This window comes from Frankia torreyi, from assembly GCF_000948395.1.
Lineage (GTDB): Bacteria > Actinomycetota > Actinomycetes > Frankiales > Frankiaceae > Frankia > Frankia torreyi.
In genome coordinates this window covers 80,007-97,705 of sequence record NZ_JYFN01000014.1, presented here as the reverse complement: position 1 = coordinate 97,705, position 17,699 = coordinate 80,007, and the positions used below count along the sequence as shown (strand labels likewise).

Annotated in this window: 16 protein-coding genes and 1 pseudogene; 10 read left to right on the top strand and 7 right to left on the bottom strand. The window is 72.8% G+C overall.

The annotated features are described in order from the left end of the window. Positions 1–23 precede the first annotated feature (23 nt). Positions 24–1,910, bottom strand: coding sequence for a hypothetical protein (locus FF36_RS11345; RefSeq protein ID WP_044884983.1), 1,887 nt, complete (start codon positions 1,908–1,910; stop codon positions 24–26). Between the two features lie 324 nt (positions 1,911–2,234). Here FF36_RS11345 and FF36_RS11340 point away from each other — a divergent pair, with 324 nt between their 5' ends. From FF36_RS11340 to FF36_RS11325, 5 genes and pseudogenes are all read left to right on the top strand, one after another. Further along, positions 2,235–3,836, top strand: coding sequence for a CATRA conflict system CASPASE/TPR repeat-associated protein (locus FF36_RS11340; RefSeq protein WP_044884982.1), 1,602 nt, complete (start codon positions 2,235–2,237; stop codon positions 3,834–3,836). A 98-nt stretch (positions 3,837–3,934) separates the two neighbouring features. Beyond that, a pseudogene (locus tag FF36_RS40750) lies at positions 3,935–4,470 on the top strand (caspase family protein); the annotation flags it as partial. A gap of 1 nt (position 4,471) precedes the next feature. After that, positions 4,472–5,023: hypothetical protein (locus FF36_RS37690; protein ID WP_479686780.1), on the top strand; the 552-nt coding region annotated here is incomplete at its 5' end. Beyond that, positions 5,020–5,496, top strand: coding sequence for a hypothetical protein (locus FF36_RS11330; RefSeq protein ID WP_044884980.1), 477 nt, complete (start codon positions 5,020–5,022; stop codon positions 5,494–5,496). The genes FF36_RS37690 and FF36_RS11330, both read left to right, overlap by 4 nt. Positions 5,497–5,529: 33 nt before the next feature. Continuing rightward, positions 5,530–5,973: a hypothetical protein gene (locus tag FF36_RS11325; RefSeq protein WP_128423291.1), complete on the top strand. Its 444-nt coding sequence runs from the start codon at positions 5,530–5,532 to the stop codon at positions 5,971–5,973. A gap of 259 nt (positions 5,974–6,232) precedes the next feature. Here the strand turns inward: FF36_RS11325 and FF36_RS31470 are convergent, their stop codons facing one another. Together FF36_RS31470 and FF36_RS11315 are read right to left on the bottom strand one after the other, a co-directional pair. Beyond that, positions 6,233–6,892, bottom strand: a complete 660-nt coding sequence (locus FF36_RS31470) for a hypothetical protein (protein ID WP_052681052.1) — start codon at positions 6,890–6,892, stop codon at positions 6,233–6,235. A 190-nt stretch (positions 6,893–7,082) separates the two neighbouring features. Beyond that, positions 7,083–9,044, bottom strand: a complete 1,962-nt coding sequence (locus FF36_RS11315) for a bifunctional 3-(3-hydroxy-phenyl)propionate/3-hydroxycinnamic acid hydroxylase (RefSeq protein WP_242422437.1) — start codon at positions 9,042–9,044, stop codon at positions 7,083–7,085. A gap of 231 nt (positions 9,045–9,275) precedes the next feature. Here FF36_RS11315 and FF36_RS11310 point away from each other — a divergent pair, with 231 nt between their 5' ends. Next, positions 9,276–10,091 carry an SDR family NAD(P)-dependent oxidoreductase gene (locus tag FF36_RS11310; protein ID WP_044884978.1) on the top strand — a complete coding sequence of 272 codons (816 nt, stop codon included), beginning with the start codon at positions 9,276–9,278 and terminating at the stop codon, positions 10,089–10,091. Positions 10,092–10,142: 51 nt separating this feature from the next. On the opposite strand, the gene FF36_RS11305 is transcribed toward FF36_RS11310, so the two are convergent. The 4 genes from FF36_RS11305 to FF36_RS11290 form a co-directional block, all read right to left on the bottom strand. Further along, entirely contained in the window at positions 10,143–10,544 is a 402-nt protein-coding gene (locus FF36_RS11305) for an acyl-CoA thioesterase (RefSeq protein ID WP_044884977.1), read from the bottom strand. A gap of 150 nt (positions 10,545–10,694) precedes the next feature. Next, positions 10,695–11,423, bottom strand: a complete 729-nt coding sequence (locus FF36_RS11300) for a TetR/AcrR family transcriptional regulator (RefSeq protein ID WP_044884976.1) — start codon at positions 11,421–11,423, stop codon at positions 10,695–10,697. Continuing rightward, positions 11,420–12,481 (bottom strand): phosphotransferase family protein, encoded by a 1,062-nt coding sequence (locus FF36_RS11295; RefSeq protein ID WP_044884975.1) that lies wholly within the window; start codon positions 12,479–12,481, stop codon positions 11,420–11,422. The genes FF36_RS11300 and FF36_RS11295 overlap by 4 nt, the downstream gene beginning before the upstream one ends. Further along, positions 12,478–13,851, bottom strand: coding sequence for an acyl-CoA dehydrogenase family protein (locus tag FF36_RS11290; RefSeq protein ID WP_242422436.1), 1,374 nt, complete (start codon positions 13,849–13,851; stop codon positions 12,478–12,480). The genes FF36_RS11295 and FF36_RS11290 overlap by 4 nt, the downstream gene beginning before the upstream one ends. A 207-nt stretch (positions 13,852–14,058) precedes the next feature. On the opposite strand from FF36_RS11290, the gene FF36_RS11285 reads away from it, so the two are divergent. The 4 genes from FF36_RS11285 to FF36_RS11270 all read left to right on the top strand — a co-directional run bounded on the left by FF36_RS11285 (position 14,059) and on the right by FF36_RS11270 (position 17,692). Beyond that, the gene (locus FF36_RS11285) at positions 14,059–15,024 is read left to right on the top strand and encodes an LLM class flavin-dependent oxidoreductase (protein ID WP_242418690.1); all 966 of its coding nucleotides are present in this window, start codon (positions 14,059–14,061) and stop codon (positions 15,022–15,024) included. A gap of 61 nt (positions 15,025–15,085) precedes the next feature. After that, complete coding sequence (locus FF36_RS11280) at positions 15,086–15,943, top strand: SDR family NAD(P)-dependent oxidoreductase (RefSeq protein ID WP_044884973.1); 858 nt, start codon at positions 15,086–15,088, stop codon at positions 15,941–15,943. 73 nt (positions 15,944–16,016) lie between these two features. After that, positions 16,017–16,511, top strand: coding sequence for a nuclear transport factor 2 family protein (locus FF36_RS11275; protein WP_044884972.1), 495 nt, complete (start codon positions 16,017–16,019; stop codon positions 16,509–16,511). Further along, positions 16,508–17,692, top strand: coding sequence for a cytochrome P450 (locus FF36_RS11270; protein ID WP_044884971.1), 1,185 nt, complete (start codon positions 16,508–16,510; stop codon positions 17,690–17,692). Before FF36_RS11275 ends, FF36_RS11270 begins: the two co-directional genes overlap by 4 nt. Positions 17,693–17,699 lie beyond the last annotated feature (7 nt).

Sequence of the window (17,699 nt, the reverse complement as noted above, 5' to 3'; positions counted from 1 at the left end):
GGGCCGCCACGGGGCGTCGACCACTACGCGGCCGGTGCGATCCGGCCCGATGCCGGGCCCAGGGCGCGGGCATAGTCGATCGCGGAGGACAGCGCGGCGGCGTACGTCCACTCCGTGCGCGCCCCGGCGCCCCACGTCACCCAGCCGACCGCCGGGTCGAGCACCATGACGATGGCTCCGCTGTGACCGTCGTCCCGGTAGGAATCCAGCGCGCGGAAGCGGGGGTAGACCCGGGCTGCGGCCACGAACAGGCTCCAGCGGGTGACGAGGTCCCTGCGGGGGTGCGGGCCGAGGACGAGGAGTACCGGCCCGATCGCGCGGTCGCGGTCGAGCAGAGCGAGTTCCCAGCGCAGGCCGGGCTGTACGGCCTCGGGCGTCGCGGCGACCACCACGGCGCTCGCCGCGACGGCGTACCTTTCGACCACCTCCTTCCACGCCTCCCCGTCCTTCCCGGTGGGCAGGGTCAGCCGCGCGGCGCCGATCGTGGGTAGGCGGCTGCCCGGCGGCTTGGCCGTGACGACCGGCGCGAGCCGGTTGAGGTGGCGGGCGAGGATCTCCTCGAACGGCTGGCGGGCGAACGGGTTGAGGCGTTCCACCAGGCTGGTCCGCCCGATCGCGCTGGGGGACATCTTGAGCTTGTCGTCACTGAAGTTCCGCAGATACAGGACGTACGGCGGCGGCAGGTGAAGCTTCGAGGGAAGCGCGAAGCGCCGGCCGGCCCGGCGCAGCAGCGTCGCGGCCGCCACCAGCCCGACGGCCGTGGCCAGCGCGATCTCGAGAGCGTACTGCGGCGGCAGGGTCAGCGTGAACACGAACAGCCGCAACACCGGATTGAGGCCGGCCACGTTGACGTAGCGCAGGTCGAGCGAGCCGTCCACGAACAGCGGCGACTGGGAGATGCCCGACGCGAGCGCCGCTACCGGGACCAGGACCGCCAGCACCGCCGCCGCGAGCAGGCCGACGCTGACGATCCCGAGCACGAGGCTGATCCAGGCGCTGCGCGACGCGAAGACCCGCAGGCCGCGTACCCGGGCCGGCCGCCAGCCGCCGATCCTGCCCAACGGCCGGATCCACCCCAGGATCGCCAGCACGAGGAGACCCAGAACTGAGCCGATACTGATACTGCCCGGGGCCGCGGTCGCGGCGGCGAGAAGGAGGAACAGGGCTCGCGCTGTCGCACGCAGCCGGACCCAGTGCTTCAGCCGGCTGGCGGGTCGCGTGACGTCGATCCACCGACTGTCACCGGCACGGACGCCGTACCGTTCGCCGCGCAGCGGCCTGGTAGCCATCGCCCACGGACCGATGATCGTGAGGTAGGCGACCAGCAGCGCGGCGAGGGTCTGGTTGACGCGTTTGGAGCTGATCGCCCGCCACTGCGAGACGATGTCGGTGTTCGGACCCGGGGTCAGCCGGGCCTGGGCCGCCGCCGTCCGCTCGACCACGTCCACCTCGTTGAGGGTCGAGCCCGGTGGCGCCGCGGCCCCGACGACGATGAGCAGCCGACCCCGGGCCAACGCGTCCAGCGAGCAGGGGCCGGATCGGCTCTGGGCGCAGACCAGCAGGAGCGAGTGGTCCGGAAGCTCCGTCTGCGTGTAATGGGCGTGGTTGACGGCCTGAACCGTCAGCGACCAGAGCGCAACCGCAGCGTCCTGGGCCGTCTGGCAGTCGAACAGCGTCACCGTCACGCGGAACCCGGCGACCCCGTCCCAGCGTCGCAGTTGGCTCGGGCACCGTGCCGAGGTGCCCGCGAGAATCGTCTGGCCCGGCCCCTGCCCGACGAACCGCCAGCCCGCTGGCCCGGCCGCCGGCATCGGCGGCGGTGCGGTGATGAGCCGGGGCGCCGAGGTGGTGGTGGGGGTGGTGGCTGCGGAGGCCTCGGCCGGCGCGGTGAGCCAGCTCAGGCTGAACATCGCTGCCAGGACCGCGGCGGCCAGACGGGCGCCGATCCTGGCGCGCCTGCTTCCGTGGCCTGGCCGTCGGCCCGATCGTCGGCCCGGTCGTCGGCTTTCTCGCCGGTCCGGTGTCATCGCCATGCTGCCCCCCGTTATGGCGCGACGTGCTGCCGGATCCCGCCCTGAGCCGACCGGACCCGCGCGATCGGAGCACCTCGGGGGCAAGCACGTCGGCGACGGCCGCGGCCTCGGCCGTGGCTGATCGAGTCCCGCCGTGTTCCCGCCACCGTCGAAGGTCGACAATAGCTGCGTCGATCATCGGTCTCGGCGTGGGGAGGGTGTATGCGCTCGGCCGAGCTCGTCGTCCATCTGGTCACGCCGTTCGACGAGGGCCCGCTTGGGGAACGGGCCTACGCGCGGATGCGCGGCCTGTGGTACGCCTGCCGCGAGGTGCTGGGCCTGTCGCAGCCGGCTCACGTGGTCGGCGTGCCGGCCGACCTGCCCTGTTCCCTGCCCGCCGCTCGGGCGGGCGACCTGCTCGCTGTCCAGCAGGCACCCGATGACGGGCGTGGCGTGTTCCAGACGGTGCTGCGGCGCCAGCACGCTCTGCTGTGTCTTTCGGCGATCCTCGCGCCCGCCGAGTCGCCGCGCCGCTCAGGGGACGGTGCCAGCGGAGACGGTGCCAGCGCAGACGGTGCCAGCGGGGACGGCGAGGGCGGCGCGTCCACCCGTGCGTCCGGCGGCGAGACCGTGGCCGTGAGTCGAGGTGGCTGGTCGGCGCTGGACGCTCGCTGGGAGACGGCAAGCGCGCCGTTCCGCTCGGAGTTCGTGGACGAGACCAGGATCTACCAGGCGCTGCTGCCCGAATTCGACGTCTTCGCGCACTACCCCCACGCGGCGAGTCCGTCCCTGGCCCGGGCGTGCTCGGCGGCGTTACCGGAGTTCACCCGTGCCGCGGGCTGGGAGGCCCGCGGGGGCACGACCATGTCGGGGTTCGCCGTCTGGGAGCCGGGGGGCGGTGGGGACTACCGGACCCTCCGTCGGCTGGTCGTCCTGGCCGCTGCGGCGCGCGAGGCCGCGCTGGGTACCTGGACCTGGTCGTCCGGGGACACCGCGCCCCCAGCCCTGGCGCTCTACCTGGCGCAGGCCGCGAAGATGCGGCTGCAGGGCCGGGTCTGGTCCGCCGGAACCACTGCCGACCGGCTGCGCCACCGCCTGGACGGCACGGCGAAGGAGATCGGCGGACGGCTGGCCCAGACGGGCCTGCTCGGCGCCGGCCCGTCCTCGCGGCTCGTCAACAGCGTGGACGCGGACCTCGCGGGACGGCTCGCCCAGCTTCGTACCGACTCCTTCCATGAACAGACCGTCCGGATGACCATCGACGACCTGCGCCGCAACGTGGAGGTCGCCGCCGCCAACATGCGGGCGCTCACCGCACGGGAGGTCATCCCGACCGGGTATGCCGACCCGTTCGGCGACGACCAGCGGTGCGCCGAGCACCTCCTGGGTGTGCTGGCGGACGGCGCGGGCTACCTGCGGACGGCGGGGCGGCGGGCGCGCGAGGTGGTGCGTGTCTGCGAACGGCTCGGCGTCGTCTCCGAACCAGTGGACGGGGCCGTGTTCGACCTGCAGCTCGCCGGCGAGGACCGCCTGACGCTCCTGGACGAGCTGGCCGACGTCTACGCCGACCTGATCAGGGCACGCCAGCTCCTCGAGGAGCTGGGCGTACCGCGTCGCCGCCTGCCGGCGGAAACGGGACTGAGTGCGCGGGCCTGGTGGGGCGAGGTGTTCCACGAGCTGGAAAGCGGGCTCGTGGCGACGCCGTACCGCGACCTGCTGCGTGCGGTCCTGCGGCACTATCGCCACAATCAGGTCTTCCGGGCGATCGCCGACCGATACAGCGCAGGCACGTGGGCAGATCCGCCCGGCACCCCGGCGGAGTGAGCGCGACGCGCCCGCCCAGAGAGCGCTTCGACTCGCCGTCCCGCTGCCCAGGCGGCGGCACCTGAAGACCGGGCTGGCGACGCGGCGCCCGGTGGCCGGTGGCCGGCGGGGGGCTTACGGACACGGACCGCACGAGACTACACTCTGCGGTACATCATCTGGAGCGCCGGAAACGGCGTCCAGAAGCAGGATTTACGGGGGTTAATCTTGTTGACCAGGCATTCGGGTGGGCTGTGGTGAAGCGCGCCCTGCTCGTGGGCATCGACGAGTACGACAGTTTCCGGCGTCTGCGAGGGTGCTGTGGTGACGTTCGCGCGCTCGAGCCACTGCTCCAATGGAACGAGGACGACGAGCCCAATTTCAGTTGCGTCTCACTCACCAGCGACCGCGAGCTGATCACCCGGGACGACCTGCTGGCCAACCTGCAGAGACTGCTCGCCCCGGCGGCCGACGTCGCACTGCTGTACTTTGCCGGCCACGGGTACCCGGAGCAGAACGACGTCGTCCTGACCACCATGGACGGAACCGAAAAGACGCCGGGCGTCCCGCTATCCCAGGTTCTCGCGCTGGTTCAGCAATGCTCGGTTCCCGAGGTCGTCATACTCCTCGACTGCTGCTTCTCCGGTAGGGCCGGNAGCGTGCCGCAGCTCGGATCCGCCTCCGCGACATTGCGTTCGGGTGTTTCGATCATCACCGCCGCCCGTGGTGACCAGACCGCTGCGGAGACCGCTGGGCGTGGGGTCTTCGCTACGCACCTTGAGCATGCGTTGAAAGGGGGCGCGGCGGATCTGCTGGGCAGGGTGACCCTCGCGGGGCTATATGCCTACCTTACCGAGATGTTCGGGCCCTGGGACCAGCGTCCCACGTTCAAGGCCAACATAGACCGACTTCACGAGCTCCGGCAGATACGACCTGACCTGTCGCGCAAGAAGCTGCGACAACTGGCCGAAATCTTTCCGGAGTCGACCTACCATCTACCACTCGACCCGTCCTACGAGCCGACTGAGCAGCCGCACGACGACAGACATGAGGCAGAATTCTCGTTGCTCCAGGCCGCGCGCGCCGTGAAACTGGTCGAGCCGGTCGGTGAGGATCACCTCTATTGGGCCGCCATCAACTCGAAGGCCTGCCGGCTCACCCGGCTGGGCGAGCACTACTGGACACTCGCACGCCAGGGGAAACTATGACCACCGTCGGGTTCTCCGGTCATCAGAACCTGCCGCCCGAGGGCGTTCCGTACATCACCCGCGAGATGCAGGCGTACCTCGCCTCGGTCGGGCGCCCGCTGGTCGGCCTGAGCTCGCTCGCGGCAGGAGCCGACCAGCTCTTCGCGCGAGCCGTGCTCGCGGCCGGCGGCTCGCTTCGGGCGATTATTCCCAGCCACGACTATGCCGCGACCTTTCAGGTGGAGACAGATATCGCCGCCTATCGTGAGCTGCTCGGGCTTGCCGACGAGTCGTGCCTGCTGGATTTCGGGGCCGCCTCCGAAGAGGCGTTCTTCGCGGCGGGCCGTGCCGTCGTCGATGAAGCCGACGAGCTTCTCGCGGTCTGGGACGGACTGTCGGCCCGCGGTCTTGGTGGTACGGCCGATGTCGTCGCCTACGCCGGTCAGCTGGGAAAGCCGGTCACGGTCGTGTGGCCGGCGGGCCTACGGCGCTGACGGGGTGGTGATCCCATGTCCGCGGAGGGACGGATGACCAACAGTAAACCGGACGTCCAGCCGTGGCCGGACGAAGACTCGCGAGCGTCGGCCGCGCGGACGCTCCGCTCGGCGGCCCGCTGGTCGCTGCCCCCGCACCACTGGCAACGGCGCGACGCCAGAACCAGGACGGTCGCGACGGCCCTGCGCCAGCTTGAACAGGCACTCGCGGACCAGGACCCGCGCTTGTTCGCCGCCGCGGTCCGCGACCTGAGGTACTTCGCGGACCGCGCCCTTGGGGACACCGACACCCGCGCAGTCCTGGCCGGAAGCATCCCGCTCGCCGTGGACCCCGCAGACCCCTCCGCCGGTCTCGTGAACGGACCACCGACAGAGCTTCGGCTGCGCATCGACGTACTGATCACGGCGTTGGACGTCCCGGCCGAACTCGGCTCCGCCACGGTCACGGCACAGTCCCCGAGCCGGATCGATGAGTAGCCCCGTGCGGACTTTCTGGTACGCGCTGAGGCCCGGCGCGGGGTGACGCGGCGCGGCGGGTCCGTGTCCGCGCTCCGACCGTAGCCGAGACGCCGTCGCGGTCAGCTTTTGCCTGCTCTTCACCTCCGGTGCGAGCGACGCGCCGCGCTCTGCGAGAGCGTTCGGTGGCCGGTCGGGTGGAGTCCGCGCAGGGGATGGGGACCGGCCATCCTCCGACGCCGGGGGCTATCGGGCGTCGGGGGCTATCGGGCGTCGGGGGCTATCGGGCGTCGAAAATCTGGATGCGGCTGGTTGCGCGCAGCGCGAAGATGCCGATGCAGTCCGCCTGGCCGGTGGCGGGTAGCCACGCGTCACCCAGGTGGCTCGCCACGGAAACGCTGCGGCCGGACGCAATGCTGGTCTGCGCGATCCGGTTTCCCGTGGCGTCGAGATAGTAGAGCTGGATGAGCTGGGAGCTGCGGTTTTCCACCACGAGTTGCACCGGCGCCTGGAACAGGGACCGGATCCGGCCCTCCGACGAGCACGGGTACTGACTCGCTCCGGCGAAGGTGTACTGCAGCGGCCGGGGACCGGCCGGTGCCGTCCCGATGGGCGGCCGATATGGCGAGGTCGCGGCCCCGCCGACGGTGGCGAACGGCCACGGCGGAGCCGTCCGCGCGGTGGGGGACGGGCCGGCGTCCTCGGACGGCGTCGGGGTGGGCGATGGCGACCGGGTGGCAGATGGCGACCGGGTGGGAGATGAGGTGGGGTAGGAGATGGTCGGGGCCGGGGTGGGAGTGGGCCCGTCGGGCCCGGCCGTCAATCTGGTCGCGACGCCTACGCTGAAGGTCACCACCGCGAGAATGCCCGTGACCACCGCCCAGAAGGCGACGGCCCTGCTGCCGAGCAGGCCGCCGTCGGAACCACCGGAACTGCTCACAGGCCCCCCAACCCATGACGCACGGCCGCCGCGGATCCGGGAATCGACTGTGACCGCGCCGGATATCGCCGCCCGTGAAGTGATCTGATCGCACTGTACCCGCTGCCTCGGAGGCATCGGAGCGGTGCTGGATGGCACAGCGCGACGGAGCACGTCGGACTGGGCCCGTCGGACTGGGCCCTTTTCGGTACTACGGCGACGGGTTCGCCGCCGCGGCGATGAGGTCGACGGAATCGGTGCAATCGACCTGATCGAGATCCGGACGGGGCGTGTCCCGGAAGCCGGCAGGCGTGGCGAATCCCGGGAGATCAGTTCCCCGCGGTGGCGTCGGGAAGATACCGAGCAGGAAGCGGTCGGGTCGGACGACGGCGACTCTCGGCGCGTTCACTCTCGGCGCGCTCGGTCTCGGGGCGAGGGCCCGTGATGCAGAGCTTCCGTCCACGCCCGGGCTCCCCTGGCCCACGCGGCTCACGCGGCTCACGCGGCTCACGCGGGCCAGGGGGCTCACGCGGGCCAGGCGGGGGGCGGTCAGGAGGCGTACCAGGGTGCCGTCCAGGTCCTCGAAGACCGGGCAGGTCACCTCGGCGACCGCTCGCAGACCGCCGGGTGGCACGACAGCGAACGCGGTGGCGCCGCGCCGGTCCGCCCAGGCGCGCGCCGTTGGATCCAGGCCGGCGACGGGGTCACCGCCGAGGCCGATCAGTGTCCACCCGTCGGTAAGAAGATCGTCGAGCTGGCGGCGGTGGCCGTCGAGGGTACGCAGGCGGGGATTGGGCAGGACGAGGCCGGCGCCCGGCAGCGGGCCGGCGACCCGGCCGGGCAGACGGGGGCGCTGTTGGGTGGCACCGCCACGCAACGCCTGGCGCAGACCCGGGGTCCGGCCGAGGGTGAACAGGAGGGTGCGGGTGAGCCGGGAGAGGGCCGGGTCGGTCGTCTGCAGGACGCGGCCGATCCGGAGCGATCCGGCGATCACCGTCTCGACGTGCCGGCGTCGTTCCCGTTCGTAGCTGTCGAGCAGGTCGTCGCGGGCAAGGCCGCGCAGGATCTCGTCGAGTCGCCAGGCGAGGGCGGCGGCGTCACGGACGCCCGCGCCCAGGCCCTGCCCGCTGAACGGTGGCATGCTGTGCGCCGCGTCGCCGGCGAGCAGGACTCGCCCGCGCCGCCAACGGTCGGCCGTACGGGCGTGGAAGGTGTAGACGGCCGTGCGCGTGACCTGGACCTGGTCCGGGTCGACCCAGGGGCGCAGCAGCGCGCGCACGCCGGCGGGCGCGGCCATCTGCTCCGGATCCTCGCCGGGGAGCAACATCCACTCCCACCGGTGACCGCCGGGCATGGGCATGCTGACCGACGGGCGCCGCGGATCGCAGCTGTAGGTGAAGTACGGCAGGTGCGCCAGCGGCGCCGGGGTGGTGACGTCGACGACGAGCCAGCGTTGCGTGAAGGTTGATCCCTGGTAGCCGATGCCGAGCATGCGTCGCACGGGGCTCGCGGCACCGTCGCAGCCGACGACCCACCGAGCGCGTAGCCGGCTGCCGTCGTCCAGCTCGACGGTCACGGCGCCGTCGTCGCGGCCGTGGCCGTGGCGGGCCGCGTTCCCGGTGCCGGACCTGGTGTGCTGGTGCAGGGCGGTGACGGCGCGGCCGAGGTGAAGCCGGACCGTCGGCAGGGTGGCGATGCCGGCGCGCAGGTCACGTTCGAGGGTGGGCTGGTGGAAGAACGCGGCGGCGGGCATGCCGAGCTCGCTTTCGCCGAGACCCAGCTCGATCAGGACCCGCCGGCCTGGCCCGAGGATCGTGCTGCGCTCGGAGGCGTGGACGTGGTCGATCAGGTCACCGAGGCCCGGCAGCCGGACCAGGAGGCGCAGGACCTCCTCGTCGAGGCTCACCGCGCGGGGCAGTGGTACGGGCTCGTGCTGCGGCTCGACGACGGCCACCGACAGCCCGCGTCCGCCGAGCAGGGCGGCCAGCACCGCGCCGACCGGGCCGTAGCCCGCGATCAGCACGTCGACCTGCGGGTCGTCCTGGACCTGCGGGTCATCCCGGAGTTGCGGGTCATCCCGGAGCTGCGGGTCCTTGTGCGATCCGGCCGGCCGCGGTGATGGCAGCGACAGTGCCGGTCGCCCTGGGTCCAGCACCTGGACATCGTCGTCCACAGGTTCGTGTCCCTTCATGTGGCCGTTCCGCGAACCGTCCAGTGACGGAAGGTAGATGACCTTTCTGCGCTGCGCAACGGCCGGCTCCGCTGTGGCACGAAGTCTGTCCGTCAGCGGATACCGAAAGGCGAACGAACGCCTCCATCGGGTCCGCGAGGACGGTGAGCGCCCTTACCTGCACGGTTCAGGCCGACGTCGACGTCCGGGGGTGATTCCCGGCAGGATGCGGACATGAGGATCGAGCAGGGGCAGGTCGCAGTGGTGACGGGGGCGGCCAGCGGGATCGGGTACGGGCTGGCCGAGGCGCTCGCGGCCCGGGGCGTGGCCGTCGTCCTGTCCGACGTGCAGACCGACGCCGTCGAGCGGGCCGCCGCCACGCTCGCCGCGACGGGGGCCACCACGCTCGCGGTCGCGGCCGACGTCGGCGACGCCGACCAGGTGGGCGCCCTCGCCGCGGCCACGATCGACCGGTTCGGCCGGGTGGACCTGGTGTGCAACAACGCCGGGGTGGTGAGCCGGCCGGCACCGATGTGGGAGCAGAGCCTGGCCAGCTGGCGCTGGCTGATCGACGTGGCGCTGCTCGGGGTGGTCCACGGCGTGCACCACTTCGTGCCGCATCTGATCCGCCAGGGCGGCGGCCACGTCCTCAACACCGCCTCCGTCGGCGGCCTCATGCCGCTGCCGACGCTGACGCCGTACAACGCCGTCAAGCACGCCGTCATCGGGCTGACCGAGACGCTCAACCTGGAGCTTCGGGGGGTCGCTCCCACCCTCGGCGCGAGCGTGCTGTGCCCGGGGCCGGTGGCGACGGCGCTCGGCGAGACGTCGCGGGCGAACCAGCCGGCGGGGGCGGCGACGCCCGACCCGACGGACACCCTCGCCGACCGGGCGGCGCAGCGCGGCGCCGGCGTCCTGCTGCCGGCGGACGTCGCCCGGATCGCGCTCGAGGGCGTCGAGGCCGACCGGGTCCACATCCTCACCAACCCGGAGACGGCCGCGGGGGTGCGGGCGCGCGTCGAGGCGCTGCTCGCCGACCTCCCCTGGTAGGCCCCCGTTCCCGGGGACGGGACCGGGCCTGGACGACGCCCGGCGTGGTGCTCAGGCGAGCAGGAGCCGCTCCAGGCCGGCCCGCTGCTCGGGGGTGAAGGGCATCGAGTGCAGCCGGTCGTCGTCGACCTTCACCAGGGTCGCGGTCAGGCTCGCCGCCGGGTGATCGTGCTGGGTGAGTTCCAGGGCGAAGGTCAGCGAGCTGGTGCCGAACTTCGCCAGGGTGACGTCGAACAGGACGTCGCCGGTGAACAGCTCCCGGCGGTAGCTGCTGGCCACGTCGACGACGGCGAGGTCGGCGGGGGCGAGCAGCCCCGAACAGGTCGTCGCGAGCGCCCGCGCCCAGGCCTGCGAGGCGATCTCCAGAGCCAGGAAGAAGGGGACGTGGCGGTGCTGGCTCAGCACGCCGTCGCGGTCCGGCCGGTGCGTCACCGGCAGCGTGTACCGAAGCATCGCCCGCGGTGCCTCGCTCCCCCTGAAGGCCGCGCGGCACGGCCGCGGGCACTACCGATCCCGGGCCGCCCCGGTTGCTCGACCCGCCCGGGCTCGACCCGATGAGCTGCGCGTTCGGCCCTCATCCGGCGGTCGCGCCGCATTCCGACCCTACCGGTCGGCGGGGCTCGGCGTGCCGGAGTGGATGTGCCGGCTGGTCTGCGCCGAGACCGGGGCGGCGAGGATCGCCGTCACCAGATCGACGAGGTGACTGGCGAACAGGCGGTGGTCCGGGCGGTGGTGCTCCCGGGCGCGGGTGGCCAGCTCCCCGTTGAGGAAGCGGATCGCCGCGAACCGGCGGTGCAGCGGCGGGCCCACCGCGGCGGGCGGCAGAAAGGGCGTGACCAGGGCGCGCCAGCGGACCATGCTCGGCGCGGCCGACGCCGCCGCGAAGCTGGCCGCGAAGCGTTCGGGGCGCGCGGTCACCTCGGCGATGATCTGCAGGTACTCGGGTCCGCCGTCGTGATGGTCCAGGCGGGCCGCCTGGGGGAGCACGAGCGCGGCGGCCAGCGCGCGCAGCCCGGGCTCGCCGGCGGGCTCCCCAGCGGGCTCCCCGTCGAGCTCCCCAGCGGGCTCCCCGTCGAGCTCCCCGGGGGGCTCCCCGTCGAGCTCCAGGGCGTCGAGCAGGCCGAGCCGGTGGGTCTCGATGTCCCGGTGATGCCGGTCGATGATCGCGGCGAGGACGGCCTGCCGGTCGCCGAAGTGGTACTGCAGCGCGCTCGTGTTGAGCTGCCCGGCGGCCTTGCTGATCTCACGCATGCTGGGGCCGTCGATGCCGCCGGCGGCGAACAGCCGCTCGGCGGCCAGCAGCAGGTCGCGGCGGGTGTGCTCGCCGCTCATGCCGTCGCGATCCGCGCGCTCGCCCGGGCGAACAGCCGCCGGGCGGTGGCGCGCAACTGCCGGCCGACGGCGGGGTCGGCCTGGCCGGCGCAGGCGCGGGCGTAGGTCCCCTCCAGGATGATGCCGATCTTGTAGCCGGCGAGGACCTCGTACCAGGGCAGGGATCGCAGGTCCCGGCCGCTGATCTCGCCGTAGCGGGCGACGAGCTCGGCTGCCGTGGGGAACCCGTCCCAGGGACGCACGCCCGGTGCCCCGGGCGGCGGCCCCTCGGGACCGGGCCAGGTGGTGAGCAGGCCGCCCAGGTCGAGCAGGGGATCGCCGATGGTCGCCAGCTCCCAGTCGATGATCGCGGCGAGCGCCGGGCGGTCCGCCGTCACGAGCACGTTGGCGAGATGGTAGTCGCCGTGCACCAGCCCGGGGCGGAAGTCGTCGGGCCGGTGGGCGTCCAGCCAGGCGCCGATCGCGTCCAGCTCCGGCGCCTCGGGTCCCGGGTAGCCCGGCAGGGTGCGGTAGCCCTCGAGCTGACCGCGCCAGCGGCCGACCTGCCGTTCCAGGTAGCCGGCGGGTTTGCCCAGGTCGGCGAGGCCGGCGCCGGCGTGGTCGACGGCGGCGATCGCGGCGGCCCCCTCGGCCATCGCGAGACCCAGCCGGTGTCGCCAGCCCGCCGAGGTCCGGTAGCCGGCGGGCAGCTCGACCGTCGGATTGGCGCCGTCGACCGGTTCCATCAGGTAGAACGCCGCGCCCAGGACGGCCTCATCGGAGCAGGCGGCGATCAGCCGGGGATGCGGAACGTCGGTGGACGCCAGGGCGGCGAGCACACGTGCCTCCCGGCGCATCGTCCGGTCGCTGTCGGGCCGCTTGTGCACCGGCGGGCGGCGCAGCACGAACCGCAGCCCACCGCGGTCGAAGCGCACGAGCACGTTCTGGGTGCCGCCGGCGAGCCGCTCGACGGCGGTGATCGGCCCCGCCGGCAGACCCTGACCGTCCATCCACGCGGCCAGCCGGCCGAGGTCCACCCCGGGCACGGTGCCCGCCGGGTCGTCCGCGCCGCCGTTCATGCCGGCGCGGGGGCGGCGCCGTTGACGGGACCGCCGTTACCGAGCCCGACGCCGACGTTGTCGTTGTCGATGTCGTTGTCGTTGTCGACGGTGCCGAGGCGGCCCGCGAACTGGCGGAGGGCGGCCTCTCGCAGGGTGGGCAGGTGGTCGCTCGGGAACAGCGTCTCGACCGCGCGGTGGTCCTTGAGGACCTCGCGGGCGATCGTGACCCGGTGCACCTCGGTGGGACCGTCGGCGAGGCCGAGCAGCTCCGCGGCGACCAGCATCTCGACGAAGTTCATCTCGTTGGAGATGCCGAGCGCGCCGTGCAGGTGCAGCGCGCGGCGGGAGATGTCGTGCAGCACCTTCGGCATCGCCACCTTCACCGCGGCGATGTCGCGGCGGACCCGACGGTAGTCGTTGTGCTTGTCGATCAGCCAGGCCGTGCGCAGCACCAGCAGGCGGAACTGCTCGATCTCGATCCAACTGTCGGCGATCTGCTCCTGCACCACGCCGAGCGAGGCCAGCGGGCCGGAGCGCACCTGGCGCGACAGCGCCCGCTCGCACATCGCGTCGAAGACCCGGCGGGCCATGGCGATGGTCCGCATGGCGTGGTGGATGCGGCCGCCGCCGAGCCGGGTCTGGGCGATGGCGAACGCCCGACCGCGCTGCCCGAGCAGGTGATCGGCCGGGATGCGCACGTCGTCGTAGCGGACGTACCCGTGCGCGCCGAGCTCGGCCGCCTCGTGGCCGAGCGCCACGTTACGGATGATCTCCAAGCCGGGAGTGCCCGCCGGCACGATGAACATGCTGGCGCGCTCGTACGGGCCGGCGTCCGGATCGGTGATCGCCATGACCAGGAAGAAGCTGGCGTAGCGGGCGTTGGTGGAGAACCACTTCTCGCCCCGCAGGACCCAGGTGTCGCCGTCGAGGTGGGCGGAGGCGCGGAACAGCGTCGGGTCGGCGCCGGCCTGCGGCTCGGTCATCGAGTAGCACGAGCTGATCCGGCCGTCGAGCAGCGGCTGGAGGTAGCTGGCCCGCTGCTCGGGCGTGCCGAAGTGGGCGAGGATCTCGGCGTTGCCGGAGTCCGGCGCCTGGCAGCCGAACACCGACGGCGCCCAGCGTGAGCGGCCGAGGATCTCGTTGAGCAGCGCGAGGTGTACCTGCCCGTAGCCGGACCCGCCGAGCTCGGGGCCGAGGTGGGCGGCCCACAGCCCGCGCTCCCGCACGGCCTGTTGCAGCGGACGCACGATCGCGTTCGCCACCTCGTCGGTCTTGTCGAACGGCTCCCGCAGGACGTGATCCAGCGGCTCGACCTCCTCCCGCACGAACGCGTCGACCCACTCGAGCTGCTCGGCGAACGCCCGGTCCGTCTCGAAGTCCCACGCCATGACGTCGATTTCTAAGCCACCTGCTTTAGAACGTCAAGCGGAGGACTTAGGGGCGGGTCCGTTTGCGATCAAGGGGCGGTACGGGGGGCGGGCTGTTCCGTCGACCGTTGGGTTGACAAAAATCGGGAGCGATCTTACGGTCGGCGAATCCTCGCGGCGACGGTGCCGGGGGACCGGCCGCGCCGGTGCTGGAGGGAGATCGCCCCCGTGGACCTCTGCCTGTTCGCCCGGCCCGGCCTGGCTCCCGGCGGCGACTTCGACGCCTTCCTCGCGATGGCCCGGCAGGCTGACGCGGCCGGGCTGCACTCGCTGTGTTTCGGCGAGCACCTCGTGATGGCGCCCGACACCTCGCGCTACCCGTACGGGCCGTGGGGCCACCCGCCCGACACCGCCTGGCCCGATCCGCTGCTGTCGCTGGCCGCGGTCGCCGCGGTCACCGAGCGGATCCGGCTGTCGACCGCGGTGCTGCTCGCCCCGTTGCGGGCCGGCCTCGTGCTCGCCAAGGAGGTCGCGACGCTTGACGTGATCTCCCGCGGGCGGGTCGAGCTCGGCGTCGGGACCGGCTGGCAGCCCGAGGAGTACGCCGGCGTCGGGCTGGCCTGGGCGCAGCGGCGGCACCGCTTCGACGAGGTGATCGAGACCTGCCGGCTGGCCTGGGGCGAGCAGCCGTTCTCCCTGCCGCTCGCCGCCGCCCGCGGTGACGCCGCCGGCCGTGACGCTGCCGGCCGTGACGCTGCCCGCGGTGACGACGCTGGCCCTGGCGCCGGCCGCCTCGAGGGCCTGATCGCCCGGCCCGTGCCCGTCCAGGGCCGCATCCCGCTCTACTACGGCGTGGCCGCGACGGCGGCGAACGTCCGCCGCATCGCCCGTCTCGGCGACGGGTGGACGCCGGTGGGCGTCACCCCCGAGCAGGTGCGCGCCGGCGTGGCCGCGCTGCGCTCGGCGTACGCCGATGCCGGGCGCGACCCGGCGACGCTCGTCGTGCGGGTGCCGCTGCCGCCGGTGCTCGACGCGGCCGGGGGGATCGACGCGGCGCGCACCGTCGCCGCCGCCGAGCCCTACCTCGAGGCCGGGGCGACCATGGCCGTCGCCGGCCCCAACCACCGCCTGCGCTCGGCCGCGGAGGCGGGAGAGCTGATCGAAGGCCTTGCGGCCGCGGCGAAGGCACTCTGAGCAGCCACTTCATCACAACTGTTGCGCGGGCCCATCGGAAGATCCAGGATCGGAGATCATCATGAGTCTGCGGGGGAGGGTGGCACTCGTCACCGGGGCGGCGTCGGGCATCGGCGCCGCTACCGCGAGGGTGCTCGCCGCCGACGGGGCCAGGGTCATCGTCGCCGACATCGACCAGCAGGGGGAGGCGGTGGCGAAGGAGATCGTCGCGGCCGGCGGCGAGGCCATCTTCCACCGGGTGGACGTGCGCCGCGCCGACGAGGTGCGGGCGGCCGTCGCCGCCGCCGAGTCCACCTACGGCCACCTCGACACGGTGATCGCGAACGCGGGCACGGTGGGCGGTCCGGCCGTGGCGCGGCGACTGGAGGACCTCGACGAGGAGCGGTGGACGGCCATCCTCGACATCAACCTCGCGGGCACCATCCGCACCTTCGCCGCCGCTGTCCCGGCCCTGCGCCGCGCGGGTGGCGGGGCGATGTCGGCGACCGCGTCGATCGCCGGGCTCACCGGCGTGGCCGGGCAGGCCGCGTACAGCGCGTCGAAGGGCGGCATCGTCGCCGTCGTGCGGGCCCTCGCCTTCGAGCTGGTCACCGATCGGATCCGGGTCAACTGCGCGTGCCCGGGCGGCGTCGCCACCAACCTGCTGGCGAACACCGACGTGCTGCCGGTACTCATGGCCCAGGCCGAGGCGCAGGCCCGGGCGGACGCGGCGGAGGCGCCGGCGTCGGTGTCGGCCTCGGCCGGGCCGGTCGGCGGGCCGGGGGCGCAGGCGCTGATGAACCGGGCCGCGGACCCGGCGGAGGTGGCACGGGTGCACCGCTTCCTGGTCTCCGACGAGGCCTCGCTCGTCAACGGGCAGGCGGTCGTCTGCGACGCCGGCAGCTCGGTGGCGAACCTCTGGATGGTCATCGACCGCTGATCCGGCGTAATCGCTGATCCGGCGAAAGCGGTGATCGGACGACAACGCTGATGGGACGAAAAGGAGAAGCTGCATGCCAGACTTACCGGACGACCGCGGGCCGGCCGAGATCGGCTGGCGCGCGGGCAGGGTCCTGTACCGCTACTGCCGGGCGATCGACCAGGGCGACGCGGGCGCCCTGCGGGAGGTCCTCGCCCCGGACGCCGCCCTCGTGGTGGCCGGCGGGACCGTCGAGGGCGGCCCGGGAAGCGAGCAGGTCTTCGCCGGGCGCGACACCGTGGTGGACATCCTCGCCTCGCTGTTCGACCAGCGGCAGTGGGCCCGCCACCTCGTGTCCAACCTGCTCGTCGACGTCGAGCCCGACGGCTCCGTCGACGTGCGCAGCTACTTCCAGTACTGGCTGGGCCGGGCCGACGGCACCGCCCACGGTGTCGGCGATTATCACGTGACGATGCGCGAGGCCGACGGTCGCCTCGCGATCACGACCCTCTCGGCGACCATCCTCGAGGAGATCACTCTGCCCGCCGCGGCGCCGGCGGTCTCGACCGCGGGAGCAGCGAGCGCATGACGATCCTGGAGACCGAGTCGATCGACCTGTACTCCCTGGCGAGCTTCGAGCACGGGCATCCGTACGGGCTCTACGCCCGGCTGCGCGAGCATGATCCCGTGCACTGGAACGACGAGCCGAACGGGCCGGGCTTCTGGGCCGTCACCCGCTGGGAGGACATCCGCGCCGTCAACCGCGACGACGAGAACTTCTCCCACTGGCCGGTCTCCATGATCGAGGACTTCATGGAGACCGAGGACAAGTCGATGGTGAACCTCGACCCGCCGCTGCACACGGTGATCCGCCGCGCGGTCGTCCCCGGGTTCATGCCCTCGGCGGTGCGCCGCCGGATGACCCGCTTCGTCGACGCCGCCGAGGCGATCGTCGCCGAGATCCGCCCGGCCGGCGGGTGCGATCTCGCCGTGGACGTGGCCGGGAAGATCGCGGCCTACGTGACGGCCGACGTGCTGCGCATTCCCCGCGACGACGCGGTGCGCCTCTACGAGTACATCGAGATCGGCCTCGGCGGCGGCGCCTACACCGAGCAGGAGCGCCAGGGCGCGACCGAGGCGTTGATCCAGTATTCGATCCAGGTGTGGGAGGACCGCCGGGCGAACCCCGGCGACGACGTCTGTTCGATGCTCGCGGCCTGCGAGCTGGACGGGGCGCCGATGAGCCTGGAGAACTTCTCGGCCAACATGACCCTGCTCATCGTCGGCGCCGGCGACACCACCCGGCACCTGATCGGCGGCGGCCTACACGCCCTGTTCACCCATCCCGACCAGCGCGAGCTTCTGCTGGCGGACCTGGACGGCCGGATGCCCGCCGCCGTCGAGGAGATGCTGCGCTGGGTCACGCCGGTGGTGTACAACCGCCGGACCGCCCTGCGCGACGTCGAGATCGGCGGGCGGCGCATCAGCGCCGGGGACAAGGTGTGCGTCTACTACGGCGCCGGCAACCGGGATCCGGGGGAGTTCACCGACCCGGAGCGGTTCGACATCACCCGCACGCCCAACCGCCACCTCGCCTTCAGCGGCCTCGGCCAGCACTTCTGCCTTGGCGCCCACGTGGCCCGGGCGGAGGCGATCGCGATGATCACCACGTTGCTGCGGGCCTTCCCCGACATCCACCCCGACGGCGAGATGGAGTGGACCCGGTCGAACTTCGTCATGGGCCCCGCGCACCTGCCCGCCACCTGGTGACGGCGCC

What these genes read in the sequence shown, in the direction of transcription:
- FF36_RS11275 (WP_044884972.1), top strand. Translation starts at nt 16,017, where the DNA reads ATGCCAGACTTACCGGACGACCGCGGGCCGGCCGAGATCGGCTGGCGC.
- FF36_RS11340 (WP_044884982.1), top strand. Translation starts at nt 2,235, where the DNA reads ATGCGCTCGGCCGAGCTCGTCGTCCATCTGGTCACGCCGTTCGACGAG.
- FF36_RS11300 (WP_044884976.1), bottom strand. Translation starts at nt 11,423, where the DNA reads ATGAGCGGCGAGCACACCCGCCGCGACCTGCTGCTGGCCGCCGAGCGG.
- FF36_RS11330 (WP_044884980.1), top strand. Translation starts at nt 5,020, where the DNA reads ATGACCACCGTCGGGTTCTCCGGTCATCAGAACCTGCCGCCCGAGGGC.
- FF36_RS11325 (WP_128423291.1), top strand. Translation starts at nt 5,530, where the DNA reads ATGACCAACAGTAAACCGGACGTCCAGCCGTGGCCGGACGAAGACTCG.
- FF36_RS11270 (WP_044884971.1), top strand. Translation starts at nt 16,508, where the DNA reads ATGACGATCCTGGAGACCGAGTCGATCGACCTGTACTCCCTGGCGAGC.
- FF36_RS11310 (WP_044884978.1), top strand. Translation starts at nt 9,276, where the DNA reads ATGAGGATCGAGCAGGGGCAGGTCGCAGTGGTGACGGGGGCGGCCAGC.
- FF36_RS11305 (WP_044884977.1), bottom strand. Translation starts at nt 10,544, where the DNA reads ATGCTTCGGTACACGCTGCCGGTGACGCACCGGCCGGACCGCGACGGC.
- FF36_RS11280 (WP_044884973.1), top strand. Translation starts at nt 15,086, where the DNA reads ATGAGTCTGCGGGGGAGGGTGGCACTCGTCACCGGGGCGGCGTCGGGC.
- FF36_RS11290 (WP_242422436.1), bottom strand. Translation starts at nt 13,851, where the DNA reads ATGGCGTGGGACTTCGAGACGGACCGGGCGTTCGCCGAGCAGCTCGAG.
- FF36_RS11295 (WP_044884975.1), bottom strand. Translation starts at nt 12,481, where the DNA reads ATGAACGGCGGCGCGGACGACCCGGCGGGCACCGTGCCCGGGGTGGAC.
- FF36_RS11345 (WP_044884983.1), bottom strand. Translation starts at nt 1,910, where the DNA reads ATGTTCAGCCTGAGCTGGCTCACCGCGCCGGCCGAGGCCTCCGCAGCC.